This is a genomic window from Streptomyces sp. NPDC002566, from assembly GCF_042889585.1.
GTDB lineage: Bacteria > Actinomycetota > Actinomycetes > Streptomycetales > Streptomycetaceae > Streptomyces.
Window position 1 is genome coordinate 1,128,128 of the sequence record NZ_JBIARD010000001.1, and the last position, 19,844, is coordinate 1,147,971.

19 protein-coding genes are annotated in these 19,844 nt (G+C 72.7%); 14 read left to right on the forward strand and 5 right to left on the reverse strand.

The features are described from left to right. Nucleotides 1-434: 434 nt before the first annotated feature. The 4 genes from ACFYXA_RS04840 to ACFYXA_RS04855 all read left to right on the forward strand — a co-directional run bounded on the left by ACFYXA_RS04840 (nucleotide 435) and on the right by ACFYXA_RS04855 (nucleotide 5,106). Nucleotides 435-1,436: an SCO0930 family lipoprotein gene (locus ACFYXA_RS04840; protein ID WP_352252815.1), complete on the forward strand. Its 1,002-nt coding sequence runs from the start codon at nucleotides 435-437 to the stop codon at nucleotides 1,434-1,436. A gap of 289 nt (nucleotides 1,437-1,725) precedes the next feature. Then, nucleotides 1,726-2,538: an SAM-dependent methyltransferase gene (locus tag ACFYXA_RS04845; protein WP_352252812.1), complete on the forward strand. Its 813-nt coding sequence runs from the start codon at nucleotides 1,726-1,728 to the stop codon at nucleotides 2,536-2,538. Continuing rightward, complete coding sequence (locus ACFYXA_RS04850; RefSeq protein ID WP_352252810.1) at nucleotides 2,535-4,670, forward strand: EAL domain-containing protein; 2,136 nt, start codon at nucleotides 2,535-2,537, stop codon at nucleotides 4,668-4,670. Before ACFYXA_RS04845 ends, ACFYXA_RS04850 begins: the two co-directional genes overlap by 4 nt. Before the next feature lie 49 nt (nucleotides 4,671-4,719). Further along, nucleotides 4,720-5,106, forward strand: a complete 387-nt coding sequence (locus ACFYXA_RS04855) for a DUF4440 domain-containing protein (RefSeq protein WP_389028174.1) — start codon at nucleotides 4,720-4,722, stop codon at nucleotides 5,104-5,106. A 443-nt stretch (nucleotides 5,107-5,549) separates the two neighbouring features. Here ACFYXA_RS04855 and ACFYXA_RS04860 read toward each other — a convergent pair whose 3' ends face one another. Further along, nucleotides 5,550-6,437: a LysR family transcriptional regulator gene (locus tag ACFYXA_RS04860; RefSeq protein ID WP_389028176.1), complete on the reverse strand. Its 888-nt coding sequence runs from the start codon at nucleotides 6,435-6,437 to the stop codon at nucleotides 5,550-5,552. A 119-nt stretch (nucleotides 6,438-6,556) separates the two neighbouring features. Between ACFYXA_RS04860 and ACFYXA_RS04865 the strand changes: the two genes are divergently transcribed. The 6 genes from ACFYXA_RS04865 (at nucleotide 6,557) to ACFYXA_RS04890 (ending at nucleotide 11,995) form a co-directional block, all read left to right on the forward strand. Beyond that, on the forward strand, nucleotides 6,557-7,228 hold the full coding sequence (locus ACFYXA_RS04865) for a succinate dehydrogenase (protein WP_389029070.1): 672 nt from the start codon (nucleotides 6,557-6,559) through the stop codon (nucleotides 7,226-7,228). A 1-nt stretch (nucleotide 7,229) separates the two neighbouring features. After that, nucleotides 7,230-9,179 (forward strand): fumarate reductase/succinate dehydrogenase flavoprotein subunit, encoded by a 1,950-nt coding sequence (locus ACFYXA_RS04870; protein WP_389028178.1) that lies wholly within the window; start codon nucleotides 7,230-7,232, stop codon nucleotides 9,177-9,179. Then, a complete protein-coding gene (locus ACFYXA_RS04875; RefSeq protein WP_352252802.1) occupies nucleotides 9,176-9,922 on the forward strand; it encodes a succinate dehydrogenase/fumarate reductase iron-sulfur subunit in 747 nt (248 codons plus the stop codon). The genes ACFYXA_RS04870 and ACFYXA_RS04875 overlap by 4 nt, the downstream gene beginning before the upstream one ends. A 188-nt stretch (nucleotides 9,923-10,110) precedes the next feature. After that, nucleotides 10,111-10,884: a GNAT family N-acetyltransferase gene (locus ACFYXA_RS04880; protein ID WP_389028180.1), complete on the forward strand. Its 774-nt coding sequence runs from the start codon at nucleotides 10,111-10,113 to the stop codon at nucleotides 10,882-10,884. Further along, nucleotides 10,884-11,705, forward strand: coding sequence for a lysophospholipid acyltransferase family protein (locus ACFYXA_RS04885; protein ID WP_352252797.1), 822 nt, complete (start codon nucleotides 10,884-10,886; stop codon nucleotides 11,703-11,705). Before ACFYXA_RS04880 ends, ACFYXA_RS04885 begins: the two co-directional genes overlap by 1 nt. 89 nt (nucleotides 11,706-11,794) lie before the next feature. Next, on the forward strand, nucleotides 11,795-11,995 hold the full coding sequence (locus tag ACFYXA_RS04890) for a hypothetical protein (protein WP_389028182.1): 201 nt from the start codon (nucleotides 11,795-11,797) through the stop codon (nucleotides 11,993-11,995). A 9-nt stretch (nucleotides 11,996-12,004) separates the two neighbouring features. On the opposite strand, the gene ACFYXA_RS04895 is transcribed toward ACFYXA_RS04890, so the two are convergent. After that, nucleotides 12,005-13,003 carry an LLM class flavin-dependent oxidoreductase gene (locus tag ACFYXA_RS04895; RefSeq protein ID WP_389028184.1) on the reverse strand — a complete coding sequence of 333 codons (999 nt, stop codon included), beginning with the start codon at nucleotides 13,001-13,003 and terminating at the stop codon, nucleotides 12,005-12,007. 54 nt (nucleotides 13,004-13,057) lie between these two features. On the opposite strand from ACFYXA_RS04895, the gene ACFYXA_RS04900 reads away from it, so the two are divergent. Beyond that, nucleotides 13,058-13,549 carry a hypothetical protein gene (locus ACFYXA_RS04900; RefSeq protein WP_389028186.1) on the forward strand — a complete coding sequence of 164 codons (492 nt, stop codon included), beginning with the start codon at nucleotides 13,058-13,060 and terminating at the stop codon, nucleotides 13,547-13,549. 24 nt (nucleotides 13,550-13,573) lie between these two features. On the opposite strand, the gene ACFYXA_RS04905 is transcribed toward ACFYXA_RS04900, so the two are convergent. After that, entirely contained in the window at nucleotides 13,574-13,789 is a 216-nt protein-coding gene (locus tag ACFYXA_RS04905; RefSeq protein WP_351096401.1) for a dodecin, read from the reverse strand. 235 nt (nucleotides 13,790-14,024) lie between these two features. Between ACFYXA_RS04905 and ACFYXA_RS04910 the strand changes: the two genes are divergently transcribed. The 3 genes from ACFYXA_RS04910 (at nucleotide 14,025) to ACFYXA_RS04920 (ending at nucleotide 17,352) form a co-directional block, all read left to right on the forward strand. Further along, on the forward strand, nucleotides 14,025-15,497 hold the full coding sequence (locus ACFYXA_RS04910) for a sugar transferase (RefSeq protein WP_351336859.1): 1,473 nt from the start codon (nucleotides 14,025-14,027) through the stop codon (nucleotides 15,495-15,497). A 152-nt stretch (nucleotides 15,498-15,649) separates the two neighbouring features. Beyond that, on the forward strand, nucleotides 15,650-16,228 hold the full coding sequence (locus ACFYXA_RS04915; protein WP_352252788.1) for a DapH/DapD/GlmU-related protein: 579 nt from the start codon (nucleotides 15,650-15,652) through the stop codon (nucleotides 16,226-16,228). Continuing rightward, nucleotides 16,225-17,352, forward strand: coding sequence for a glycosyltransferase (locus ACFYXA_RS04920; RefSeq protein WP_389028189.1), 1,128 nt, complete (start codon nucleotides 16,225-16,227; stop codon nucleotides 17,350-17,352). The genes ACFYXA_RS04915 and ACFYXA_RS04920 overlap by 4 nt, the downstream gene beginning before the upstream one ends. Before the next feature lie 66 nt (nucleotides 17,353-17,418). Here the strand turns inward: ACFYXA_RS04920 and ACFYXA_RS04925 are convergent, their stop codons facing one another. Beyond that, complete coding sequence (locus tag ACFYXA_RS04925) at nucleotides 17,419-18,618, reverse strand: glycosyltransferase family 4 protein (RefSeq protein ID WP_389028191.1); 1,200 nt, start codon at nucleotides 18,616-18,618, stop codon at nucleotides 17,419-17,421. Between the two features lie 39 nt (nucleotides 18,619-18,657). Then, nucleotides 18,658-19,638 (reverse strand): NAD-dependent epimerase/dehydratase family protein, encoded by a 981-nt coding sequence (locus ACFYXA_RS04930; RefSeq protein WP_389028193.1) that lies wholly within the window; start codon nucleotides 19,636-19,638, stop codon nucleotides 18,658-18,660. Nucleotides 19,639-19,844: the final 206 nt, after the last annotated feature.

Genomic DNA, 19,844 nt, shown 5'->3' on the forward strand with positions numbered 1-19,844 from the left:
GTCGAGGCGTACGCGCACGCGTCGGCCGCGGCGACCCCGGCCGGCACGCCCACGAGGAGCCACACCGTGGTCACCAGGGCGAGAATCCGGGCGGCGGGCGCGGAGCGGGGCGTTCGGGGTCCATGCACGTCGGAGATCATGAGGCCTTCCACGCGGCGCACGCCCGCGGGCGAGGGCGATTGCCTCGAACGAGGGAAGTTCCGCTTCCTGTGCATTCGTCCGTGACGCTCGCCCGTTTGGATCACCGCACACGCGTACGAATCCGTGGTCGTCCGGGCGATCCCGGCGCCGGCCTGAAGGGGGCCCGTCACAGGCGGCGAAAAGAAATTTGTGCTGCGTTTGAACACAACGACCACCCCCGTGCGTACCCATGGCCGTGCGGCGGCGCAGCAGGGCGCTGCAACACCCTTGTGATGATCGGGGAGTTGTTGACGATGAAGACCTCCTGGCGGAGCGCCTCACTCGTGGCGAGCGCCGTGACCGTCCTGGCGCTGACGACGGCGTGCGGTCAGGAAGACGGCTCGGCGGCGTCCAGTCAGAACGTCGGCGTCACGGCACCGGCGGGCGGTATAGCGGGCGTGGGCGCCGGGATCGGCGGGGTCGGCGCGGGCGTCAGCCCCAGCACCAGTGCCCCGGCCGTCGCGGGCGGCGTGGGCACCGGCGCGGCCGCCGGCGCCGGGACCGGCGCGAACGCGCAGGGTTCCGCCGGTGAGCTGGCCGTCTCCGCCAACGCCGAGCTCGGCAAGGTGCTGATCGACGGCAACGGCATGACGCTCTACCGCTTCGACGCCGACCTGGCCGAGCCGCCGAAGTCGAACTGCGACGGCGACTGCGCGAAGAAGTGGCCGCCGGTCTCCGCCGACGACGCGAGCGCCGGCGACGGCATCGACAAGTCGCTGCTCGGCGAGGTCACCCGCTCCGACGGCAGCAAGCAGCTCACCGTCGACGGCTGGCCGGTCTACCGTTACGCCAAGGACGCCAACGCCGGCGACACCAACGGCCAGGGCGTGGGCGGCAAGTGGTTCGCGCTGGCCCCCGACGGCAAGAAGGCCAAGGCCGACTCCGCCCTGCCGGGCCTGTCCGTCCGCAAGGACCCCAACCTCGGTGAGATCGTCGTCGACAAGAACGGCATGACGGTCTACCGCTTCCTCAAGGACAAGGCCTGGCCCAAGCCCGTCTCCAACTGCAACGGCGCCTGCCTGGAGAAGTGGCCGGTCGTCGCCCCGGTCGAGGCCAACGACACCCAGGGCGTGCAGAAGAAGGGCCTGATGAACTTCACCCGGTCCGACGGCGTCCAGCAGATGACGGTCAACTGCTCGCCCATCTACACCTTCTCCGGTGACAAGGCCCCCGGTGACATCAACGGCCAGGGTGTGGGCGGCACGTGGTACGCCGTGGCCCCCGACGGAAAGCTGGTCGGCGCGCCCAAGCAGTAGAGATCGCCTCCCCAGGGCTGATCCCGCACACTGCGCCCGGCACGTCCGGCCCCCGGTCCGCCCCCTCCGCGCCGCACGGAGGGGGCGGACCCTTGTGCTGTCCGGCGCGCCGCCCTTGGGGTACTTTGCGACGGGCGGGACGCGGGACTCCGGCAGGACGTGCCGTCGCGGCACGTGCCGCAGGCAGTGACCGGGAACGGATGGTCAATTTCCGTTTCCGCTCGCCCGTTTGGCAGGCGATCAGTAGCCTCTGCTCGAACACCGGATCGCCTACGCCTTGGAGAGATAGATGGACCGTCCCGCCTGGGCCCCCCGGAGCATCGACGTCTCCGTGCCCAGTGTCTCGCGGATCTACGACTACTACCTGGGCGGTTCGCACAACTTCGAGGTCGACCGGGAAGCGGCCCGCAGGGCCATGGAGTTCATGCCGGGACTGCCGAAGATCATGCAGGCGAACCGGGCGTTCCTGCGCCGCGCGGTGCGCCACGCGATCGGCGAGGGCGTCACCCAGTTCCTGGACGTCGGTTCGGGCATACCGACCCACGGCAACGTCCACGAGGTGGCCCGGGCCGCCGACCCCGGCGCCCGGGTCGTCTACGTCGACCACGACCCGGTCGCCGTCGCGCACAGTCAGGCGGTCCTGGAAGGGGACGAGAACACCGCAGTCGTCGCCGCCGACCTGCGCAAGCCGCGGGAGATCCTGGCCGACCCCCAGGTGGGCCGGCTCCTGGACCTGGAGAGGCCGGTGGCGCTGCTGCTCGTCGCCGTACTGCACTTCGTCGAGGACGAGGACGACCCGTACGCGGCGGTCGCCGAGCTGGCCGGCGCGCTCGCGCCGGGCAGCCTGCTCGTCCTCACGCACGCCTCCTACGAGGGGATCCCGCTGCCGCAGCAGCGGGCCGAGGGCGCGGTGGACGTGTACGAGGACATCCGCAACCCGCTGATCATGCGCTCGCGCGACGAGATCGCGCGGTTCTTCGAGGGGTACGACATGGTGGAACCGGGACTGGTGCCGCCGCCGCTCTGGCGGCCGGAGACAGCACCGGAGGACGAGGACCCGTACGCCTTCTCCGGGTTCGCCGGCGTGGGACGCACCTCGTGACCGCCGAGCCGGACGGGCCGGAGGACAGACTGCGGCGGTTCGCGACGATCTGGAGCCGGGCGGTGTTCCCGGTGACCTCGACGTCGCTGACCAGGGCGGAGTTCGAGGAGCGGCTCCTGCCGCTGGCCCGGCGGCTGAGCGGGGCGCTGCACGCCAGGACCTTCGACGCCGGGACCGGCCGGGCGGTCGGCGCCGCGCTCGTCGACGCGCACTGCACCGACCCCGAGGCCCTCAGCCGCAGCCTGGACTGCGTCGACGCCTACCTGGTGCTGTACTGCGGCGGGGGCGGCCCGCCGGAGGATCTGCGCAGCCGCTGCTCCCGGCTCCAGCACGCCATGGCGGCCGGCTTCGCCCAGGCCCTGCGCGAGCGGACGCTCGCCGAGCAGGAGGCCATCGCCCAGGCCGCGCTGCGGGCGCAGGGCGTGGTGGCGCAGGCCCTGCACTCCAGCGAGGCCCGCTTCCGCGCCGTGTTCGAGGGCGCGGCGATAGGGATCGGCATCGCCGACCTCGAAGGCAACGTCCTCCAGGTCAACGGGGCGATGCTGCGGATGTTCGGCGGCGGCGAGCAGTCGATGCGCGGACGCAACGTGCGGGAGTGGACCCACCCGGAGGACGCCCCCCAGGTGTGGCGGCTCTACGACGAGCTGGTGCGCGGCGAACGCGAGCACTACCACGTGGAGAAGGCGTTCTACCGGCCCGACGGCACCGCGCTGTGGACCAACCTGACGGTCTCCCTGCTGCGGGACGCGGACGGCGAGCCGCAGTACCAGCTGGCGCTGATGGAGGACACCACCGAGCGCCGCCTGCTCAACCTGCGGCTGCGCTACGAGGCCACCCACGACGCCCTCACCGGGCTGCCCAACCGCACCCTGTTCTTCGAGCGCCTGGAGAAGGTGCTGGCCGCCGGGGACGAGCAGCGCTTCGGCCTGTGCTACCTGGACCTGGACGGCTTCAAGACCATCAACGACAGCCTCGGCCACGCGGCCGGCGACCGGCTGCTCGTCGAGGTCGCCGACCGCCTCCAGGGCTGCGCGACCGCGCCGGGCGAGATGGTGGCCCGGCTCGGCGGCGACGAGTTCGTGGCGCTCACCACCGGGCCCGAGGCCCGCCGCGAGGTCGACGACCTCGCCGCGCGCATCCAGAACGCCCTGGTCGCGCCCGTGCGCATCGAGGGCCGGGAGCTGACCGTGCGCGGCAGCATCGGCATCGTCGAGGGCTGCGCGGGGGAGCGCAGCCCGGCGGAGGTGCTGCGCAGCGCCGACATCACGATGTACCGGGCCAAGTCGGCGGGCGGCAACCGCTTCGAGCTGGCCGACCCCGAGGCCGACGCCCGCGCCATCACCCGGCACGGACTGACCACCGCGCTGCCGGCCGCGCTGGAGCGGGGCGAGTTCTTCATCGAGTACCAGCCGCTGGTCCACCTCGGCGACGGCAGCGTGCGCGGCGCGGAGGCCCTGGTGCGCTGGCTGCACCCGCAGCACGGCGTCCTCGGCCCCGACCGCTTCATCCCGCTCGCCGAGCACACCGGGCTGATCGTCCCGCTGGGCCGCTGGGTGCTGGAGCAGTCGGTGCGCCAGGCCCGCGACTGGCGGGAGCGCGACGGCTTGACGGGCCCGCTCCGCGTCAACGTCAACCTCTCGCCCTGCCAGCTCACCCACCCGGGGCTGGTGCAGGACACCGTCGACATCCTGGAGCGCGCGGGCGTCGAACCGCGGGCGCTGTGCCTGGAGGTCACCGAGTCCGCCCTGATCGGCGCCGACGACGACCTGCTCAAACCGCTGCGCCGGCTCGCCGAGATGGGCGTCGACATCGCCCTCGACGACTTCGGCACCGGCTACTCCAACCTGGCCAACCTGCGCCGGCTGCCGGTCAGCGTCCTCAAGCTGGACCGCTCCTTCACCCAGAGCATGCAGCAGTTCCCGGCCGACCCCGTCGACCTGAAGATCGTCGACGGGATCGTCTCCCTCGCCCACAGTCTGGACCTCACGGTCACGGTGGAGGGCGTGGAGACCGGCGCTCAGGCCGACCAGCTCCGGCTGCTGGGCTGCGACACGGCCCAGGGCTGGTACTACGCCCGCCCCGGCCCGCCGGACCGCCTGCACGAACTGACGCTGGTGGACGCGACGGGGTGAGCGCACAACTCGGTTGAGGGGCGCCCCGGTCACGGGTGATCATGTGCGGGTGACTCAGGAATCCGATGACGTGAACGAGGCGATCCGGGGCGAACTCAGCCTGCTGGACCCGGCCGTGCGCTCCTCCAAGGACCGCTACCAGCGCCTGCTCGACCCGGAGTTCGTCGAGGTCGGCTCCTCCGGCCGGCGCTACACCTACGACGACATGATGTCCTGGCTGCCCGACCACGAGGGCAGTTCGGCGGACGGCCCGCGCTACGACCCGTCGGCCATCACGGGCGTCGTCCTGGCCCCCGGCCTGGTACAGCTCACCTACGAGACCCACTTCGAGGGCCGAAGGGCCCGCCGCACCTCCCTCTGGCGCAAGCAGGACGAGACGACGGGTTGGCGCATGTACTACCACCAGGGCACCCCGGTCCCCCCGGACACCCCCTGAGCACTGCGTGCAGGAACAGGGGGCTGCACCAATGTGCGGCCCCGCCCGCAGGCGCGACCGGCGGGACCGCACCCCCCTAGGGGCGCGGCGCTGTGCCGATCTCCGGCCCCGCCGCGCGGGCGCGACCGGCGGGACTGCACCCCCCAGGGGCACGGGGCTGTGTCGATCTGCGGCTCCGCCGCGCGGGCGCGACCGGCGGGACTGCAACGCCCTAGGGGCGCGGGGCTGTGTCGATCTGCGGCTCCGCCGCGCAGGCGCGACCGGCGGGACTGCACCCCCCTAGGGGCGCGGCGCTGTGCCGATCTGCGGCCCCGCCGCGCGGGCGCGACCAGCGGGACTGCAACGCCCTAGGGGCGCGGGGAACTGCGCGACCAGCCACCAACGACCCGCACCCCGCGACGGCGCAACCCCGATACGGCGTGTCCCGGCACCGCACCGCACTCTCACCGCGAGAACAACATCCGCTGCAACTCCCGAGCAGCCCGAGGCGGAGCCACATCGCTACGGTGCGCCAGCGCGATCGTACGGTGAAGCCCCGGCCGAGCCAACGGAGTGACCCGGAGCCCCCGCCCCGCCCCCGCGGCCACCATCCGCGGCACCACGGCCACCCCCAGCCCCGCCCGCACGAAACCCAGCACCGCGTCCATCTCCCCGCCCTCCACGGCGAAGTCCGGCTCGAACCCGGCGGAGCGACACGCGGCGACGGTCAGCTCCCGCAGGTCGTAGCCGTGCCGGAACATCACCAGGCGCTCTCCCTCCAGGTCGGCGATGCGCACCGCCCGCCCGCCGCCGCCCCCCGGCTCGGGTGCCTCGGGGGAGGACACCACGACCAGGTCCTCCCGCAGCAGCTCCACCGTCGTCAGCGCCGGTGACGGCGACGGCAGCGGCAGCACGACCAGCGCGAGATCCAGCGCCCCGCGGGCCAGCAGTCGCACCAGGTCGTGGGAGCCGCCTTCCTCGATCAGCAGCCGGACGCCGGGATAGCGGTCGTGGAAGGCGCGCAGCACGTCCGGCAGCAGACCCGTGCACAGGCTGGGCGTGGCCCCCAGGCGCACCCGTCCGCCCCGCAGCTGCACCAGCTCCCGTACCTCGTGGCGCGCCGTCTCCGCGTCCGCGAGGATGCGGCGGGCCAGCGGCAGCAGCGCCTCGCCGGCGTCGGTGAGCGTGATGTTGCCGCGCGCCCGCAGGAACAGATCAGCCCCCAACTCCCTTTCCAGCGCCCGGATCTGCTGGGAGAGCGACGGCTGCGCGACATGGACGAGTGCCGCGGCCCGGGTGAAGTGCCGGGTCTCGGCGACCGCCACGAAGTACTGGAGCTGCTGGAACTGCACGCCGCCATGATAGGCGCACCCTATCGAAACGAACCGGACCATGTCTTGGACCGATCGGGGGAGCGCGCTCTAGCGTCTGACCCATGGCTCTGGCAACGCGGTCGGACCGACGGCCGTCCATGGCACGCACCGTGTGGGACTCCTCCGTCGGCAAGAAGACGGTGATGGCCGTCAGCGGCGTGATCATGCTGCTGTACCTGGTCGTCCATATGATCGGCAACCTGAAGATCTTCTTCGGCGCGGCCGAGTTCAACCACTACGCCCACTGGCTGCGCACGGTCGGCGAACCGTTCATGCACTACGAGTGGACGCTCTGGCTGGTCCGGATCGTCCTGCTGCTCGCGGTCGTCGCGCACGCCGTCTCCGCGTACCAGCTCAGCCGCCGCGACATCAAGGCGCGCCCCGTCGGCTACGTGCACCGCAAGGCGCGCACGACCTATGCCACCCGCACCATGCGCTGGGGCGGGATCATCCTCGCCCTGTTCATCGTGTGGCACATCCTCGACCTGACCACCGGGACCGTGCACCCGGGCGGCTTCCAGGAGGGCCGCCCCTACCAGAACGTGGTGGACACCTTCTCCACCTGGTACGGCAACGCCGTCTACATCACGGCGATGCTCGCGCTGGGCCTGCATGTCCGGCACGGCTTCTGGAGCGCCGCCCAGACCCTCGGCGTCGGCAGCCGCCGTCGCGACCGCGCGCTGAGGACCGCGGCGAACGTCCTCGCGCTGCTGCTCACGGCCGGCTTCATCGCCGTACCCGTGGCCGTCATGACCGAAGTGGTGAGCTGACATGACCGACTACGCCGACTACCGCACCGGCGAGCCCCTCGTCGATGACAAGGCCCCCTCCGGTCCCGTCGCCGAACGCTGGGACAAGCGCCGGTTCGAGGCCAGGCTGGTCAACCCCGCCAACCGCCGCAAGCACACCGTGATCGTGGTCGGGACCGGCCTCGCCGGCGGGTCCGCCGGCGCGACCCTCGCCGAACAGGGCTACCACGTCGTCCAGTTCTGCTACCAGGACTCCCCGCGCCGCGCGCACTCCATCGCCGCGCAGGGCGGCATCAACGCGGCGAAGAACTACCGCAACGACGGCGACTCCGTGCACCGGCTGTTCTACGACACCGTCAAGGGCGGCGACTTCAGGGCCCGCGAGTCCAACGTGCACCGGCTGGCGCAGATCTCGGTCGAGATCATCGACCAGTGCGTGGCGCAGGGTGTGCCCTTCGCCCGCGAGTACGGCGGTCTGCTCGACACCCGCTCCTTCGGCGGCGTCCAGGTCTCGCGGACCTTCTACGCCCGCGGCCAGACGGGCCAGCAACTGCTGCTCGGCGCGTACCAGGCGCTGTCCCGCCAGATCGCCGCGGGGAACGTGGAGCTGCACCCCCGCACCGAGATGCTCGACCTGATCGTCGTCGACGGGCGGGCCCGCGGGATCGTGGCCCGGGACCTGGTCACGGGGAGGATCGACACCTACTTCGCGGACGCCGTCGTCCTCGCCAGCGGCGGCTACGGCAACGTCTTCTATCTGTCCACCAACGCCATGAACTCCAACGCCACCGCGATCTGGCGGGCGCACCGGCGCGGCGCGTACTTCGCCAACCCGTGTTTCACCCAGATCCACCCCACCTGCATCCCGCGCACCGGCGACCACCAGTCGAAGCTGACCCTGATGAGCGAGTCGCTGCGCAACGACGGCCGGATCTGGGTCCCGAAGGCGAAGGGCGACACCCGTCCGCCGGAGCGGATACCCGAGGACGAGCGCGACTACTACCTGGAGCGCGTCTACCCCTCCTTCGGCAACCTGGTCCCGCGCGACATCGCCTCCCGCGCCGCGAAGAACGTCTGCGACGAGGGCAGGGGAGTGGGCCCCGGCGGGCAGGGCGTCTACCTCGACTTCGCCGACGCCGTCGAGCGCATGGGCCGTGGGGCGGTCGAGGCCAAGTACGGCAACCTCTTCGACATGTACCAGCGGATCACCGACGAGGATCCGTACGAGGTGCCGATGCGGATCTACCCCGCCGTGCACTACACGATGGGCGGACTGTGGGTCGACTACGACCTCCAGACCACCGTCCCCGGCCTGTTCGCGATCGGCGAGGCCAACTTCTCCGACCACGGCGCCAACCGCCTCGGCGCCTCCGCCCTCATGCAGGGCCTGGCCGACGGCTACTTCGTGCTGCCGGCGACCGTCAACGACTACCTCGCCCGCATCCCCGCCCAGGACGAGGTGACCGGCGAACACCCGGACGTACAGGAGGCGTTGGCCGATACCCAGGACCGGCTGAACCTGCTGCTCGCCGTCGACGGCGACCGCACCCCCGACTCCTTCCACCGCGAACTGGGCGAGCTCATGTGGGAGTTCTGCGGCATGGCCCGCTCCGAACCAGGACTGCGCAAGGCCCTGGAACGCATTCCCCGGATCCGCGACGAGTTCTGGCGGCGCGTCAGGATTCCGGGCACCGGCGAGGAGTTCAACCAGTCGCTGGAGAAGGCCAACCGCCTCGTCGACTACTTCGAACTCGCCGAGCTGATGTGCCTCGACGCGCTGCACCGCGCCGAGTCCTGCGGCGGCCACTTCCGCGAGGAGTCCCAGACTCCCGACGGCGAAGCCGCCCGCAAGGACGACGAGTTCGCCTACGCGGCCGCCTGGGAGTTCACCGGCCCGGGCGAGGCCCCCGTCCTGCACAAGGAAGACCTGGTCTTCGAGTACGTCCACCCCACCCAGCGGAGCTACGCATGAAGCTCACCCTGCGCGTCTGGCGGCAGAAGAACGCCGACGCCGACGGCGCGATGTCCACGTACGAGGTGGACGGCGTCTCGCCCGACATGTCCTTCCTGGAACTGCTCGACACGCTCAACGAGGACCTCGTCCTGCGCGGCGAGGACCCGGTCGCCTTCGACCACGACTGCCGCGAGGGCATCTGCGGAGCATGCTCGCTCGTCATCGACGGCGAAGCGCACGGCCCGGAGCGGACGACCACCTGCCAGCTGCACCTGCGTTCCTTCGCCGACGGCGACACGATCGACGTCGAGCCCTGGCGGGCGTCGGCCTTCCCCGTCATCAAGGACTTGGTCGTCGACCGGTCCGCCCTCGACCGGATCATCCAGGCCGGCGGGTACGTCACCGCGCCGACCGGCTCCGCGCCGGAGGCCCACGCCACGCCGGTGCCCAAGCCGGACGCCGACTTCGCCTTCGAGCACGCGGAGTGCATCGGGTGCGGGGCGTGCGTCGCCGCCTGTCCCAACGGCGCGGCCATGCTGTTCACCTCCGCCAAGGTCAACCACCTGGGCGTGCTGCCGCAGGGGGCGCCCGAACGCGAGACGCGGGTGCTGGACATGGTGGCGCAGATGGACGAGGAGGGGTTCGGCGGCTGCACGCTCGCCGGCGAGTGCGCGGTGGCTTGTCCCAAGGGGATTCCGCTGGCGTCGATCACCGGGATGAACAGGGAGTGGCTGCGGGCCGTGCGGAAGGCCGGGCGGTAGCGCGGCAGGGGCGCGGGCTGTGGGGGGCTGGTCGCGCGGTTCCCCGCGCCCCTGAGGCGTCGCGGTCGCCTGGGGTTCAGCATTCCCACATGCGGGCTCTCGGCGTCGGTCATGTGCTCGCCAACCAGGATCGGGAGAAACGAGGGGTACGCCACCGTCCCCGTAGTGGCCCGTCCCTGGAGTGAGCCATGACCGGCGTTTCCACGCTCGACCGTCCCCCGCAGCACGTGGCACCCGGCCGTTACAGCGTGAGCCTGGCCCGCGACGAAGACGACGTGCGGGCCGCTCAGCGGCTGCGGTACGACGTGTTCGCCGGGGAGATGGGCGCCCTGCTCTCCTCTCCCCGGCCCGGCCTGGACGTCGACCCCTTCGACGACTGCTGCGACCACCTGCTGGTGCGCGACACGGCCACCGGCCAGGTCGTCGGCACCTACCGGCTGCTGCCGCCGGAGCGCGCCGCGGTCGCCGGACGGCTGTACTCCGAGGGCGAGTTCGACCTGACCCGCCTGGACGGCATCCGCCCCGCCCTCGTCGAGGTCGGCCGCTCCTGTGTGCACCCCGACCACCGCGACGGCGCCGTCATCGGGCTCATCTGGGCCGGGATAGCCCGCTACATGGTGGACCGCGGCCACGAATGGCTCGCCGGCTGCTGCTCCGTCCCGCTCGCCGACGGCGGGGCGCTCGCCGCGGGCGTCTGGGGCCGGGTGCGGGAAAAGCACCTCGCGCCGGCCGAGTTCAGGGTCCGGCCGCTGCTGCCGTGGACGCCGCCGGCCGGCGTCACGCCGCCCGCCCGCACCGAACTGCCCGCCCTGCTGCGCGGCTACCTGCGCCTGGGCGCGCAGGTGTGCGGCGAGCCCGCCCACGACCCCGACTTCGGCGTCGCCGACCTCTACGTGCTGCTGTCGATGCGCCGGGTCGACCCGCGCTACCTGCGGCACTTCCTCTCCCTCGTCCCGGCCTGATGAGCGTCTGGCTGCCCGGCGCGCCCTGCACCCCACGGGCGTGCGTCGAGGCCGCCGCCCACGACGTGGCGCTGCTCGCCGCCGTGCCGCGGGCGGCGGCGCGGCTCACGGGGGTGGCGCTGCTCGTTCTCGCCGGGGCCCTCCTGTCCCCGCTCCGGAACCGGATCCCGGCCGGCGCGGTACGGGCGTGGAGCCGGGCGATCGTACGCGCGGCCGGGGTCCGTGTCCGCACCCGCGGCGCCGCCGCACCCGCCGGCGGGCTGCTGCTGGTCGCCAACCACATCTCGTGGCTGGACGTCCCGCTGCTGGCCGCCGTCCGCCCGGCCCGCATGCTGGCCAAGGCCGAGATCCGGCGCTGGCCGCTCGCGGGGGCGCTCGCCGCGCGCGGGGGCGTCCTGTTCATCGAGCGCGACCGGTTGCGCGCCCTGCCCGGCACGGTCGGCCGGATCGCCGGGGAGCTGCGCGCCGGGCGGGCCGTCGCGGTGTTCCCCGAGGGCAGCACCTGGTGCGGCCGGGACCAGGGGCGCTTCAGACGGGCCGTCTTCCAGGCCGCGCTGGACGCCGGGGCGCCGGTCCAGCCGGTGCGCATCCGCTACCGGGCCCGCGGCGGCGCGGCCAGCACGACGCCCGCCTTCGTCGGCGACGACCCGCTGCTCGCCTCGCTGTGGCGGGTGGCGACGGCCCGCGGGCTGGTCGCCGAGGTGGAGGTGCTGCCGGTGATCGAGCCGGGCGCCCACCCCGACCGCAGACGACTCGCCGCCGAGGCGGGGGCCCGGGTGCGCGGCGCGTGGACAGGGGAAAGAACGAGCTGCCGCAGGTGAGCCGGCGCGAGCAGCGGCTGAGCCGGGCGCGGACTCGTGCGGGCCGTCTGCGAGGATGGCGCGGACCGTGAGGAAGCTGGGGGGACGGCGTGGCCGTGTTCGTCTTGTCGTGTGTGCTCGTGCTCGTCGTCGGCGGGTGCGTGTGCGTGGTGTGGGCGGCGCGGGGCGGGCCGCGCTGGGTGCGCGTGGTGGCCGCCGTCACCGTGGGTCTCGGACAGCTGGTGAGCATGGCCGGGGGCGGCCGCCGGAGCTCCCGCGGCGGTACGGCCGCCGACGACTCGGACGGGTGAATCCACCTCTCAGGGGCGCACGAGGCGGGCCAGCCGGCGGTAGGAGTCGAGCAGTGCGGGCCGGTCGTACGTGCTGGTCGTGACGAGGACCTCCTGCGCCTGCGTCTCCTTCAGCACCGTCCGGAGTTCCTCGGCGACCTGCTCCTCGGTGCCCGCGATGTGTCCGGCGAGGCCGGCCTCGTACAGACCGCGCTCCTTCGCGGTCATCGTCAGCGCCTCGACCCGCTCGGCCGGCGGCAGCGGCGGGAAGACGCCGTGGGTGCGGGAGTGCGCCATCGACCAGGCCTCCGGCACCAGCAGCCGCCGGGCCTCCTCGGGCGTCCCGGCGACGGCGACCGTGCCCGAGACGACGACGTAGGGCTCCGACGCCCACGGGGAGGGGCGAAAGCGCTCCCGGTACAGGTCCGTGGCGCGCCGCATGCGGTCGCGGTCGCGCAGGTCGCCGACGACCATCGGCAGCCCGGCCTCCGCCGCGATCCGCGCGCCCTCGCCCATCGCCAGCACGAACGGCGGCACGGACAATCCCTCGGACGGCCGCGCGTGCACACCCGTCGGGGACGTGCCCCGGAACCAGCCGAGCAGCTCCCGCAGTTGGGCCGCGAAGTCCTCGGCGTCGTCCTTGCCGCGCCCGAGGGCCCTGCGCACGCCGTCGGTGAAGCCGACGGAGCGGCCGAGGCCCATGTCGATCCGGCCGGGGAACAGGGACTCCAGCACCCCGAACTGCTCGGCCACCACCAGCGGCCGGTGGTTGGGCAGCATGACCCCGCCGGTGCCGACGCGGATGGTGGTCGTCGCGGCGGCCACGGCGGCGGCGAGGACGGTCGGCGCGGAACCGGCGACACCGGGCACGCCATGGTGCTCGGACACCCAGAACCGGTGGAAGCCGAGTGCTTCCGCCTCCCGGGCCAGGGCCACCGTGTCCCGCAGGGCCGCGCCGGCGGAATGCCCCTCCCGGACGCGGGAGCGGTCCAGCACGGAGAATCGAACGCCTTCGATCACAGAGCTCACCCCTTGTCCAACACGGGAGGACCGCTGTGATTCCCCGGCATCTAAGGTGGTGAGGTGACCGACAGCAGGAACCGGCCGCTCGCCGTGTTCGATCTGGACAACACCCTCGCCGACACCTCCCACCGGCAGCGGTTCCTGGAGCGCCGGCCGCGGGACTGGAACGCCTTCTTCGCGGCCGCGCCGCAGGACCCGCCGATCCCTGAGGGCGTGGCGCTGGCGGTGGAGAGCGCGCGGGAGTGCGAGGTCGTCTATCTCACCGGCCGGCCCGAGCGCTGCCGGCGGGACACCCTGGAGTGGCTCGCCCGGCACGGCCTGCCGGACGGGCGGGTGTACATGCGGCGCGACGACGACCGCCGGCCCGCCCGCCGCACCAAGCTCGACGTGCTGCGCCGGCTCGGCCGCGACCGGGAGGTGCGGATCCTGGTCGACGACGACGAGCAGGTGTGCGACGACGCGGAGCGCGCCGGCTTCGCCGTCCTGCGGGCGCGCTGGACGCTCCCCTCGGTCACGCTGCGTGTGGCGCAGGAGCAGGAGGGGCGTACCTGAGTCGCACCGCCCGGCGGGCGGGCGTCAGTCCGAGCCCTCCAGGCGGAAGCCGACCTTCAGTCCCACCTGCCAGTGGGCGATGTCGCCGTCCTCGATCTGCCCCCGCACCTGGGTCACCTCGAACCAGTCCAGGTTGCGCAGGGTCTGCGAGGCCCGGGTGACCCCGTTGCGGATCGCCTGGTCCACGCCGTCCGGCGAGGTGCCGACGATCTCCGTGACCCGGTAGGTGTGGTTCGACATCGGGTGCTCCTCTCGACGGCCGCACGTGCGACTGCGGCTGTCACCACCGTGCCCCAAGTCGCCCGGGAGCGCGAGACGTCGGCCCTTCGCGTCAGCCACGGAGAGTGAGGACCTCAAAGCCCGATATTCCTATGTATCGGATGATATAAGGATCACGATGTCAGGGTGCGGCTGCGCGCGTCGACGGTCCGCGCGCTCCCGCCCGCTCTCCGTGACTGGGGGTTTGAAGGAGACCATGCGGCGATTCAGAATCGCGATGTCCCGGCAGGCGCCGGTACCTCTGGCGCCCCGCCCCGTCCACCGGGAGGAGACGCGGGCGCGCTGGTACGTCCCTCTCTCGGTCTGCGTGGACTTCCTCGGCGCGGCGCTGCCGGTCGCCGCGACGATCGTGAAGGTCCAGGAGCCCCACCCGCTGCGCCTGGCGGCCGCCGCGGCCCTGCTGTGGCCGCTCATCGGGGTGATGAGCAAGCGGTACACCCCAGCGGCCTGGGGCGACGGAGGCGGCCTCAGGGCGGTGATACGGGACTGGCTCGTCCTGGTCGGCGCGCTGGCGACGCTCCGCGTGGTCTGCGGACTGGACAGCGTGCCCGCCGAGGCGTTCACGGCGCTGATCCCCGCGCTCGTCCTCACCGGCGTCTGCCAGAAGGCGATCCACCGTCATCTGCTCGCCGCCCGCCGGGACGCCCGCGCCCTGCGCCACGTGGTCGTCGTCGGCGAGAGCCCCACGATCGACGCCGTGGTCGAGCAGCTCGCCCAGCGCACCGACCACGAGTACGTCATCGTCGGAGCCTGCCCGGTCGGCGACGGCGAGGTCAGCTCCGGCGTCCCGGTGTGCGTACGGCTGCCCTGCGAGGCCCCCGAGGCGCCCGACGCGGACGCCGCGGCCGTCCTCGCGGCGGCCGACGAGCTCGCCGCCGACCTGGTCTTCGTGGCGCCGGGCCGGCACATGTCGGGCGAGCGCGTTCGACGGCTGTCCTGGATGCTGCACGACCAGGGCCGCTCCCTGATGGTCCTGCCCGGCATCGTCGAGGTCGCCCGCCGCCGTGTGCGGCTCACCTCGGCCGCCGGACTCACCCTGCTGCACATCGCCCCGCCCCCGCGCGGCGGCGTGCACGCCGTGGTGAAGTCGGCCGTCGACCGGCTGGGCGCGCTCGCGCTGATCGCCCTGCTCTCGCCGCTGCTCGTCGTGCTGGCGCTCGCCGTCCGGCTCGGCTCGCCCGGCCCCGTCCTCTACCGGCAGACCCGCGTCGGCCGGAACACCGAGCCGTTCCCCATGTGGAAGTTCCGCACGATGGTCGTCGACGCGGACCGCCTCAAGGTCGGCCTGGAGGCGGAGAACGAGAACGACGGGCACATGTTCAAGATGCGCCGCGACCCGCGCGTCACCCCCGTCGGACGTGTGCTGCGCCGCTACTCGCTGGACGAGCTGCCCCAGCTGTTCAACATCCTCTTCGGCCACATGTCCTTGGTCGGTCCCCGCCCGCCGCTCCCTGAGGAGGTCGTCAAGTACAACAACGTCGAGATGCGCCGGCTGAGCATCAAGCCGGGCCTCACCGGGCTGTGGCAGGTGAGCGGACGCTCGGACCTCTCCTGGCGCGAGACGGTCGCCCTCGACCTGCGCTACGTCGACAACTGGTCGCTGTCCGGGGACATGAACGTCATGGCCCGAACCCTGCGCGCCGTGCTCGACGGCCAGGGCGCCTACTGAAGGTCCCCGAGCCGGATGTGGCCCCCGCCGGGGCCACATCCGCCATCCGGGCAAGTCTGCCGCCAACACGCGGCCATCGCGGGTGATCCCTCCCGGGGGGCGTGAAGGATCGCGGACGTGGACGTCTTGGGCCCCCGGAAAGGGACACCGTCATGGCACACACCGAGCCACCCGCGCCGCGCTCCCTGCGCGGCTTCACCGGCGCCGGATACGACAAAGGGCGCCCGACGGCGTACCAGGCCGCCTGGTACGCCGCCTCCCATCTGCTCTTCACCAAGTGGTGGTTCCCGGCCCGCTGGCGGCCGCGCCTGCTGCGCGCCTTCGGCGCCCGCGTCGGGGAGCGGGTGCTGATCCGCCGGGGGGTGCGCGTCCACTGGCCGTGGAAACTGGACGTCGGCGACGACGTGTGGATCGGCGAGGACGCCTGGATCCTCAACCTCGAACCGGTCACCATCGGCAGCGACTGCTGCGTCTCGCAGGGCGCACTGCTGTGCACCGGGAGCCATCTGCGCCGCTCGGCCACCTTCGAGTTCGACAACGCGCCCGTCCGGCTGGAGCCGGGCAGCTGGGTCGCCGCCCGGGCGGTCGTGCTGCGCGGCGTCACCGTCGGCCGGGGCGCGGTGGTGGGCGCCGGCGCGGTCGCCCACCGCGACCTCGCCCCCGGTGCTGTCCTCGCCGCCGCCTCCTCCACGACCTCTGCCTACGCCCCCGTCGAGGGAGTCGCGTCATGAGACTCGTCCATGTGGTCACCCTCGTCAGCGACGACGGGGCCTTCGGCGGCCCCACGAGCGTCGCCGTCGCACAGCTCCAGGAGTGCGCCGCCCGCGGCCACGACGTCACGCTGGTCTCGCTGTGGCGGGGACGCGAGCGCGCCGCCTCACACATCGGCGCCGTCCCCTTCGTCTCCCGCCCGGCCCGGTCCGTCGTACCGAGCCGGGGACTGCTCGGCATGATGCACCCGCTGCTGCTGCGCGACCTGTGGCGGGCCATGGGCCGCGCCGACACCGTCCACCTGCACACCGGACGCGACCTCGTCTCCCTCGCCGCGCTCACCGTGGCCCGGCTGCGGCGCGCCGACTTCGTCGCCCAGACCCACGGCATGGTCGAACCGCGGGCCGGTCGCGCCGCACGGCTCTTCGACCGCCTGTATGTGCCGTTGCTGCGCCGCGCCCGCTGCTGCCTGGTGCTGACCGACCGCGAACGGCGGGCGCTGGGCGAGGTGTTGGGACCGGGCGGGCCTCCGCTGCTGTCCCTGCCCAACGGACTGCGCACCTCGGCCGACGAGGCCGCGCGGCGTCCCCGGGAGGGGCACCGGGTGATCTTCCTGGCCCGGCTGCACCCCCGTAAACGCCCCGAGGCGTTCGTCGAGATGGCCGCCCTGGTCCACAAGGAGATCCCCGAGGCCCGCTTCACGCTCTACGGCGCGGACGAGGGCTCGCTCCCCGCCGTCAACAGGCTCGTGGCGGAACGGGGGTTGACCGGCGTCGTCTCCTACGGCGGCGCGCTCGACCACGCGGCGGCCATCGAGGCCTACCGCTCGGCGGCCGTCTACGTCCTGCCGAGCGTGCACGAGCCGTTTCCCATGACGGTGCTCGAAGCCCTCGCCGAGGGAACTCCCGTCGTGTGCACGGACAGCAGCGGGATCGCGGCCGAACTGGAGCGCCGCGAGGCCGCGTCGGTCACCGACGGCAGCCCCGAGTCGCTGGCCGACGCGGTGACCGCGCTGCTTCTCGACGAGCACCTGCGCCGCCGTCTGGCCGACGCCGGACGCCGCGCGATCGACGAGGTCTTCTCCATCCGCGCCGTGGTGGACCGCCTCGAAGGCGTCTACGGCGACCGGCCGCGACGCCGGTGACACACGCGGGCTGCCGGCCGCCTCAGGCAACTGAGGCGGCCGGCAGCCCGAGTGCGCGCGGCCGGTTCAGCGCGCCGAAGTGAGGTGCACCGAGCGGAGGATGTCCTCGAAGCGGGACGCGCAGTCCTCCAGGGCGAACTCCCGCTCGGCGAGGGCGCGGCTCTCCTTGCCCAGGGCCTCGGCCCGCGCCGGATCGGCCAGGACGTCCCGCACCCAGGCGCAGGCCTCGTCGAGCGAGGACTCCTCCGGCGCGAAGACCGCCGAGCCCGCCTGCCGCAGCAGGTGCGCGGCCAGGTTGTCGGCGGGCATCAGACCGAGCACCGGCCGCCCGGCGCACAGGTACGACAGCGTCTTGGACGGCACGGAGAACTCGCCCGCGTCCGCCGCCAGCAGCACGACCAGCACGTCGCCCGAGCCCAGCACCTCGGGCAGCCGCGCGTAGGGCTGGAAGGGCAGCAGGGTCAGCTCCACGCCGCGGGCGGCGGCGGCCTCCCTGAGGACGGGCACGGCCGGACCGTCGTTGACGACGACCAGCCGCACCGGTGCGCCCTCCTCCCGCAGCCGCTCGGCCAGCCGCACCAGCAGCTCCGGGTTGTGCTTGAGGCCCAGCGTCCCCGAGTACAGCACCGTGCGCGCCCTGTCGAGGCCGTGCTCGGCGGACCAGGCGTTGGCCCGCTCCACCGGGACGATCTCGTCCAGCGGCGCCCAGTTGGGGATGACGGTGACCTTGCCGGCGGTGCCCCACTCCTCGTGGACCCGCACGAACGACTCGGCGATCACCACGATCGCCGCGGCCCGGTGCGCCGCCCACTTCTCACCCGCCCCGAACACCCTCGCGGCCACGCCCATCGCCCGCGCGACGTCGGCGGCGGCGAAGTTGCGCAGCGCCACGGCCGTCACGTCCTGGTGCCACAGCACCCACGGGACGCCCATCCGCCGCAGCACCGCCGCCGCCACCACCAGCACCGGGATGGGCAGGTTGGACAGCATCGCCACATCGGGCTTCTCGCGCCGCACCTGGCGGGCCAGTTCGAAACCGAGCAGGGTCTCCTGGCGCAGCCGGCGGAAGTAGGCCTGCTTGCGCAGCGCGGTGCCGTCGCCGATGGTGGCGAAGCGCAGCCCCGGGGTGTCCGAGACGAGGTCGCCCTTCCCGGAGACGTACGCCGTGCACGTCGAGTGGACGACGTCATGACCGCGGCGCGCCAGCTCCCGGCTCAGCTGGGCCTGGAACGGATGGCCGCTGTAGTCGTGGACGAGGATCCTCATCGCTTGCCCCGCCGCCTTTCTCGTCGGTGTCGGCGCGCGTCACTGGTGGGAGCGCTTGACCTGGTCGTAGACCCAGGCGTAGGTCTTCTCCAGGCCGTCGGCGAGGGCCACGGACGGTTCCCAGCCGTAGATCTCGCGGATCAGGGTGTTGTCGGAGTTGCGGCCGCGCACGCCCTGCGGGGCGTCGAGCCGGTAGGTGCGCTCGCAGCGGACGCCGGCGATCTCCTCGACGATGTCGACGAGCTGATTGATCGTCACCAGTTCCGACGAGCCGAGGTTGACCGGGACGCCGCTGTCGCCGTTGAGGATCATCTGGCTGCCGTGGACGCAGTCGTCGATGTACATGAAGGAACGGCTCTGCTGCCCGTCGCCCCAGATCTCCAGCCGGTGCTCCCCGGAGACGGCCGCCTCGGCCACCTTGCGGCACACCGCGGCCGGCGCCTTCTCCCGGCCGCCGGTCCAGGTGCCGTGCGGGCCGTACACGTTGTGGTAGCGGGCGACACGGGTGGCGAAGCCGAAGTCCTCGGCGTAGTGGCGGCACATCCGCTCGGAGAACAGCTTCTCCCAGCCGTAGCCGTCCTCCGGCTGCGCCGGGTAGGCGTCCTCCTCGCGCAGCGCGGTGAGATTCGGGTCGGTCTGCTTCGCGGCGGCGTACACGCACGCCGAGGAGGAGTAGAAGTAGCGCTCCACGCCCGCCTCGTGCGCGGCCTGGAGCATGTGGGTGCTGGTGAGCACCGACATCATGCAGGCGGCCTTGTTGTTCTCGATGAAGCCCATGCCGCCCATGTCGGCGGCCAGCATGTACACCGTGCGGGCGCCCTCGACGGCGGCGCGCGCGCTGTCGAGGAGCGACAGGTCGGCGACCGTGTTCTCGGCGCCCTCGTGGGCCTGGTACCACTCGTGGCGGGGCTTGATGTCGACGGAGCGGACGGTCAGCCCCTGGGCGAGGAGATCGCTCACGAGATGACCACCGATGAATCCGCCGCCTCCGGCGACGACGACGTCGACCTGCTTGCTCATGCGCGCAACTCCTCTGAAGGCACCGGGATGTGATGGGGGATCAGGCGGTGAGACCTGCGCGACAAGTTATGCAGATTTGTCATGATTTTAGACAAATGGCGCGCCGCCGGATCGCCCGCAATCACCCGATGACTCTGTTCGGGGACAACCGCGCCGAAGTGGATGTCTCGTGCGCGCCTGGGACGAATAGCGAGGTATGGGCGCTA

What these genes read in the sequence shown, in the direction of transcription:
- ACFYXA_RS04840 (WP_352252815.1), top strand. Translation starts at nt 435, where the DNA reads ATGAAGACCTCCTGGCGGAGCGCCTCACTCGTGGCGAGCGCCGTGACC.
- ACFYXA_RS04845 (WP_352252812.1), top strand. Translation starts at nt 1,726, where the DNA reads ATGGACCGTCCCGCCTGGGCCCCCCGGAGCATCGACGTCTCCGTGCCC.
- ACFYXA_RS04865 (WP_389029070.1), top strand. Translation starts at nt 6,557, where the DNA reads ATGGCACGCACCGTGTGGGACTCCTCCGTCGGCAAGAAGACGGTGATG.
- ACFYXA_RS04870 (WP_389028178.1), top strand. Translation starts at nt 7,230, where the DNA reads ATGACCGACTACGCCGACTACCGCACCGGCGAGCCCCTCGTCGATGAC.
- ACFYXA_RS04875 (WP_352252802.1), top strand. Translation starts at nt 9,176, where the DNA reads ATGAAGCTCACCCTGCGCGTCTGGCGGCAGAAGAACGCCGACGCCGAC.
- ACFYXA_RS04880 (WP_389028180.1), top strand. Translation starts at nt 10,111, where the DNA reads ATGACCGGCGTTTCCACGCTCGACCGTCCCCCGCAGCACGTGGCACCC.
- ACFYXA_RS04885 (WP_352252797.1), top strand. Translation starts at nt 10,884, where the DNA reads ATGAGCGTCTGGCTGCCCGGCGCGCCCTGCACCCCACGGGCGTGCGTC.
- ACFYXA_RS04905 (WP_351096401.1), bottom strand. Translation starts at nt 13,789, where the DNA reads ATGTCGAACCACACCTACCGGGTCACGGAGATCGTCGGCACCTCGCCG.
- ACFYXA_RS04910 (WP_351336859.1), top strand. Translation starts at nt 14,025, where the DNA reads ATGCGGCGATTCAGAATCGCGATGTCCCGGCAGGCGCCGGTACCTCTG.
- ACFYXA_RS04915 (WP_352252788.1), top strand. Translation starts at nt 15,650, where the DNA reads ATGGCACACACCGAGCCACCCGCGCCGCGCTCCCTGCGCGGCTTCACC.
- ACFYXA_RS04920 (WP_389028189.1), top strand. Translation starts at nt 16,225, where the DNA reads ATGAGACTCGTCCATGTGGTCACCCTCGTCAGCGACGACGGGGCCTTC.
- ACFYXA_RS04925 (WP_389028191.1), bottom strand. Translation starts at nt 18,618, where the DNA reads ATGAGGATCCTCGTCCACGACTACAGCGGCCATCCGTTCCAGGCCCAG.
- ACFYXA_RS04930 (WP_389028193.1), bottom strand. Translation starts at nt 19,638, where the DNA reads ATGAGCAAGCAGGTCGACGTCGTCGTCGCCGGAGGCGGCGGATTCATC.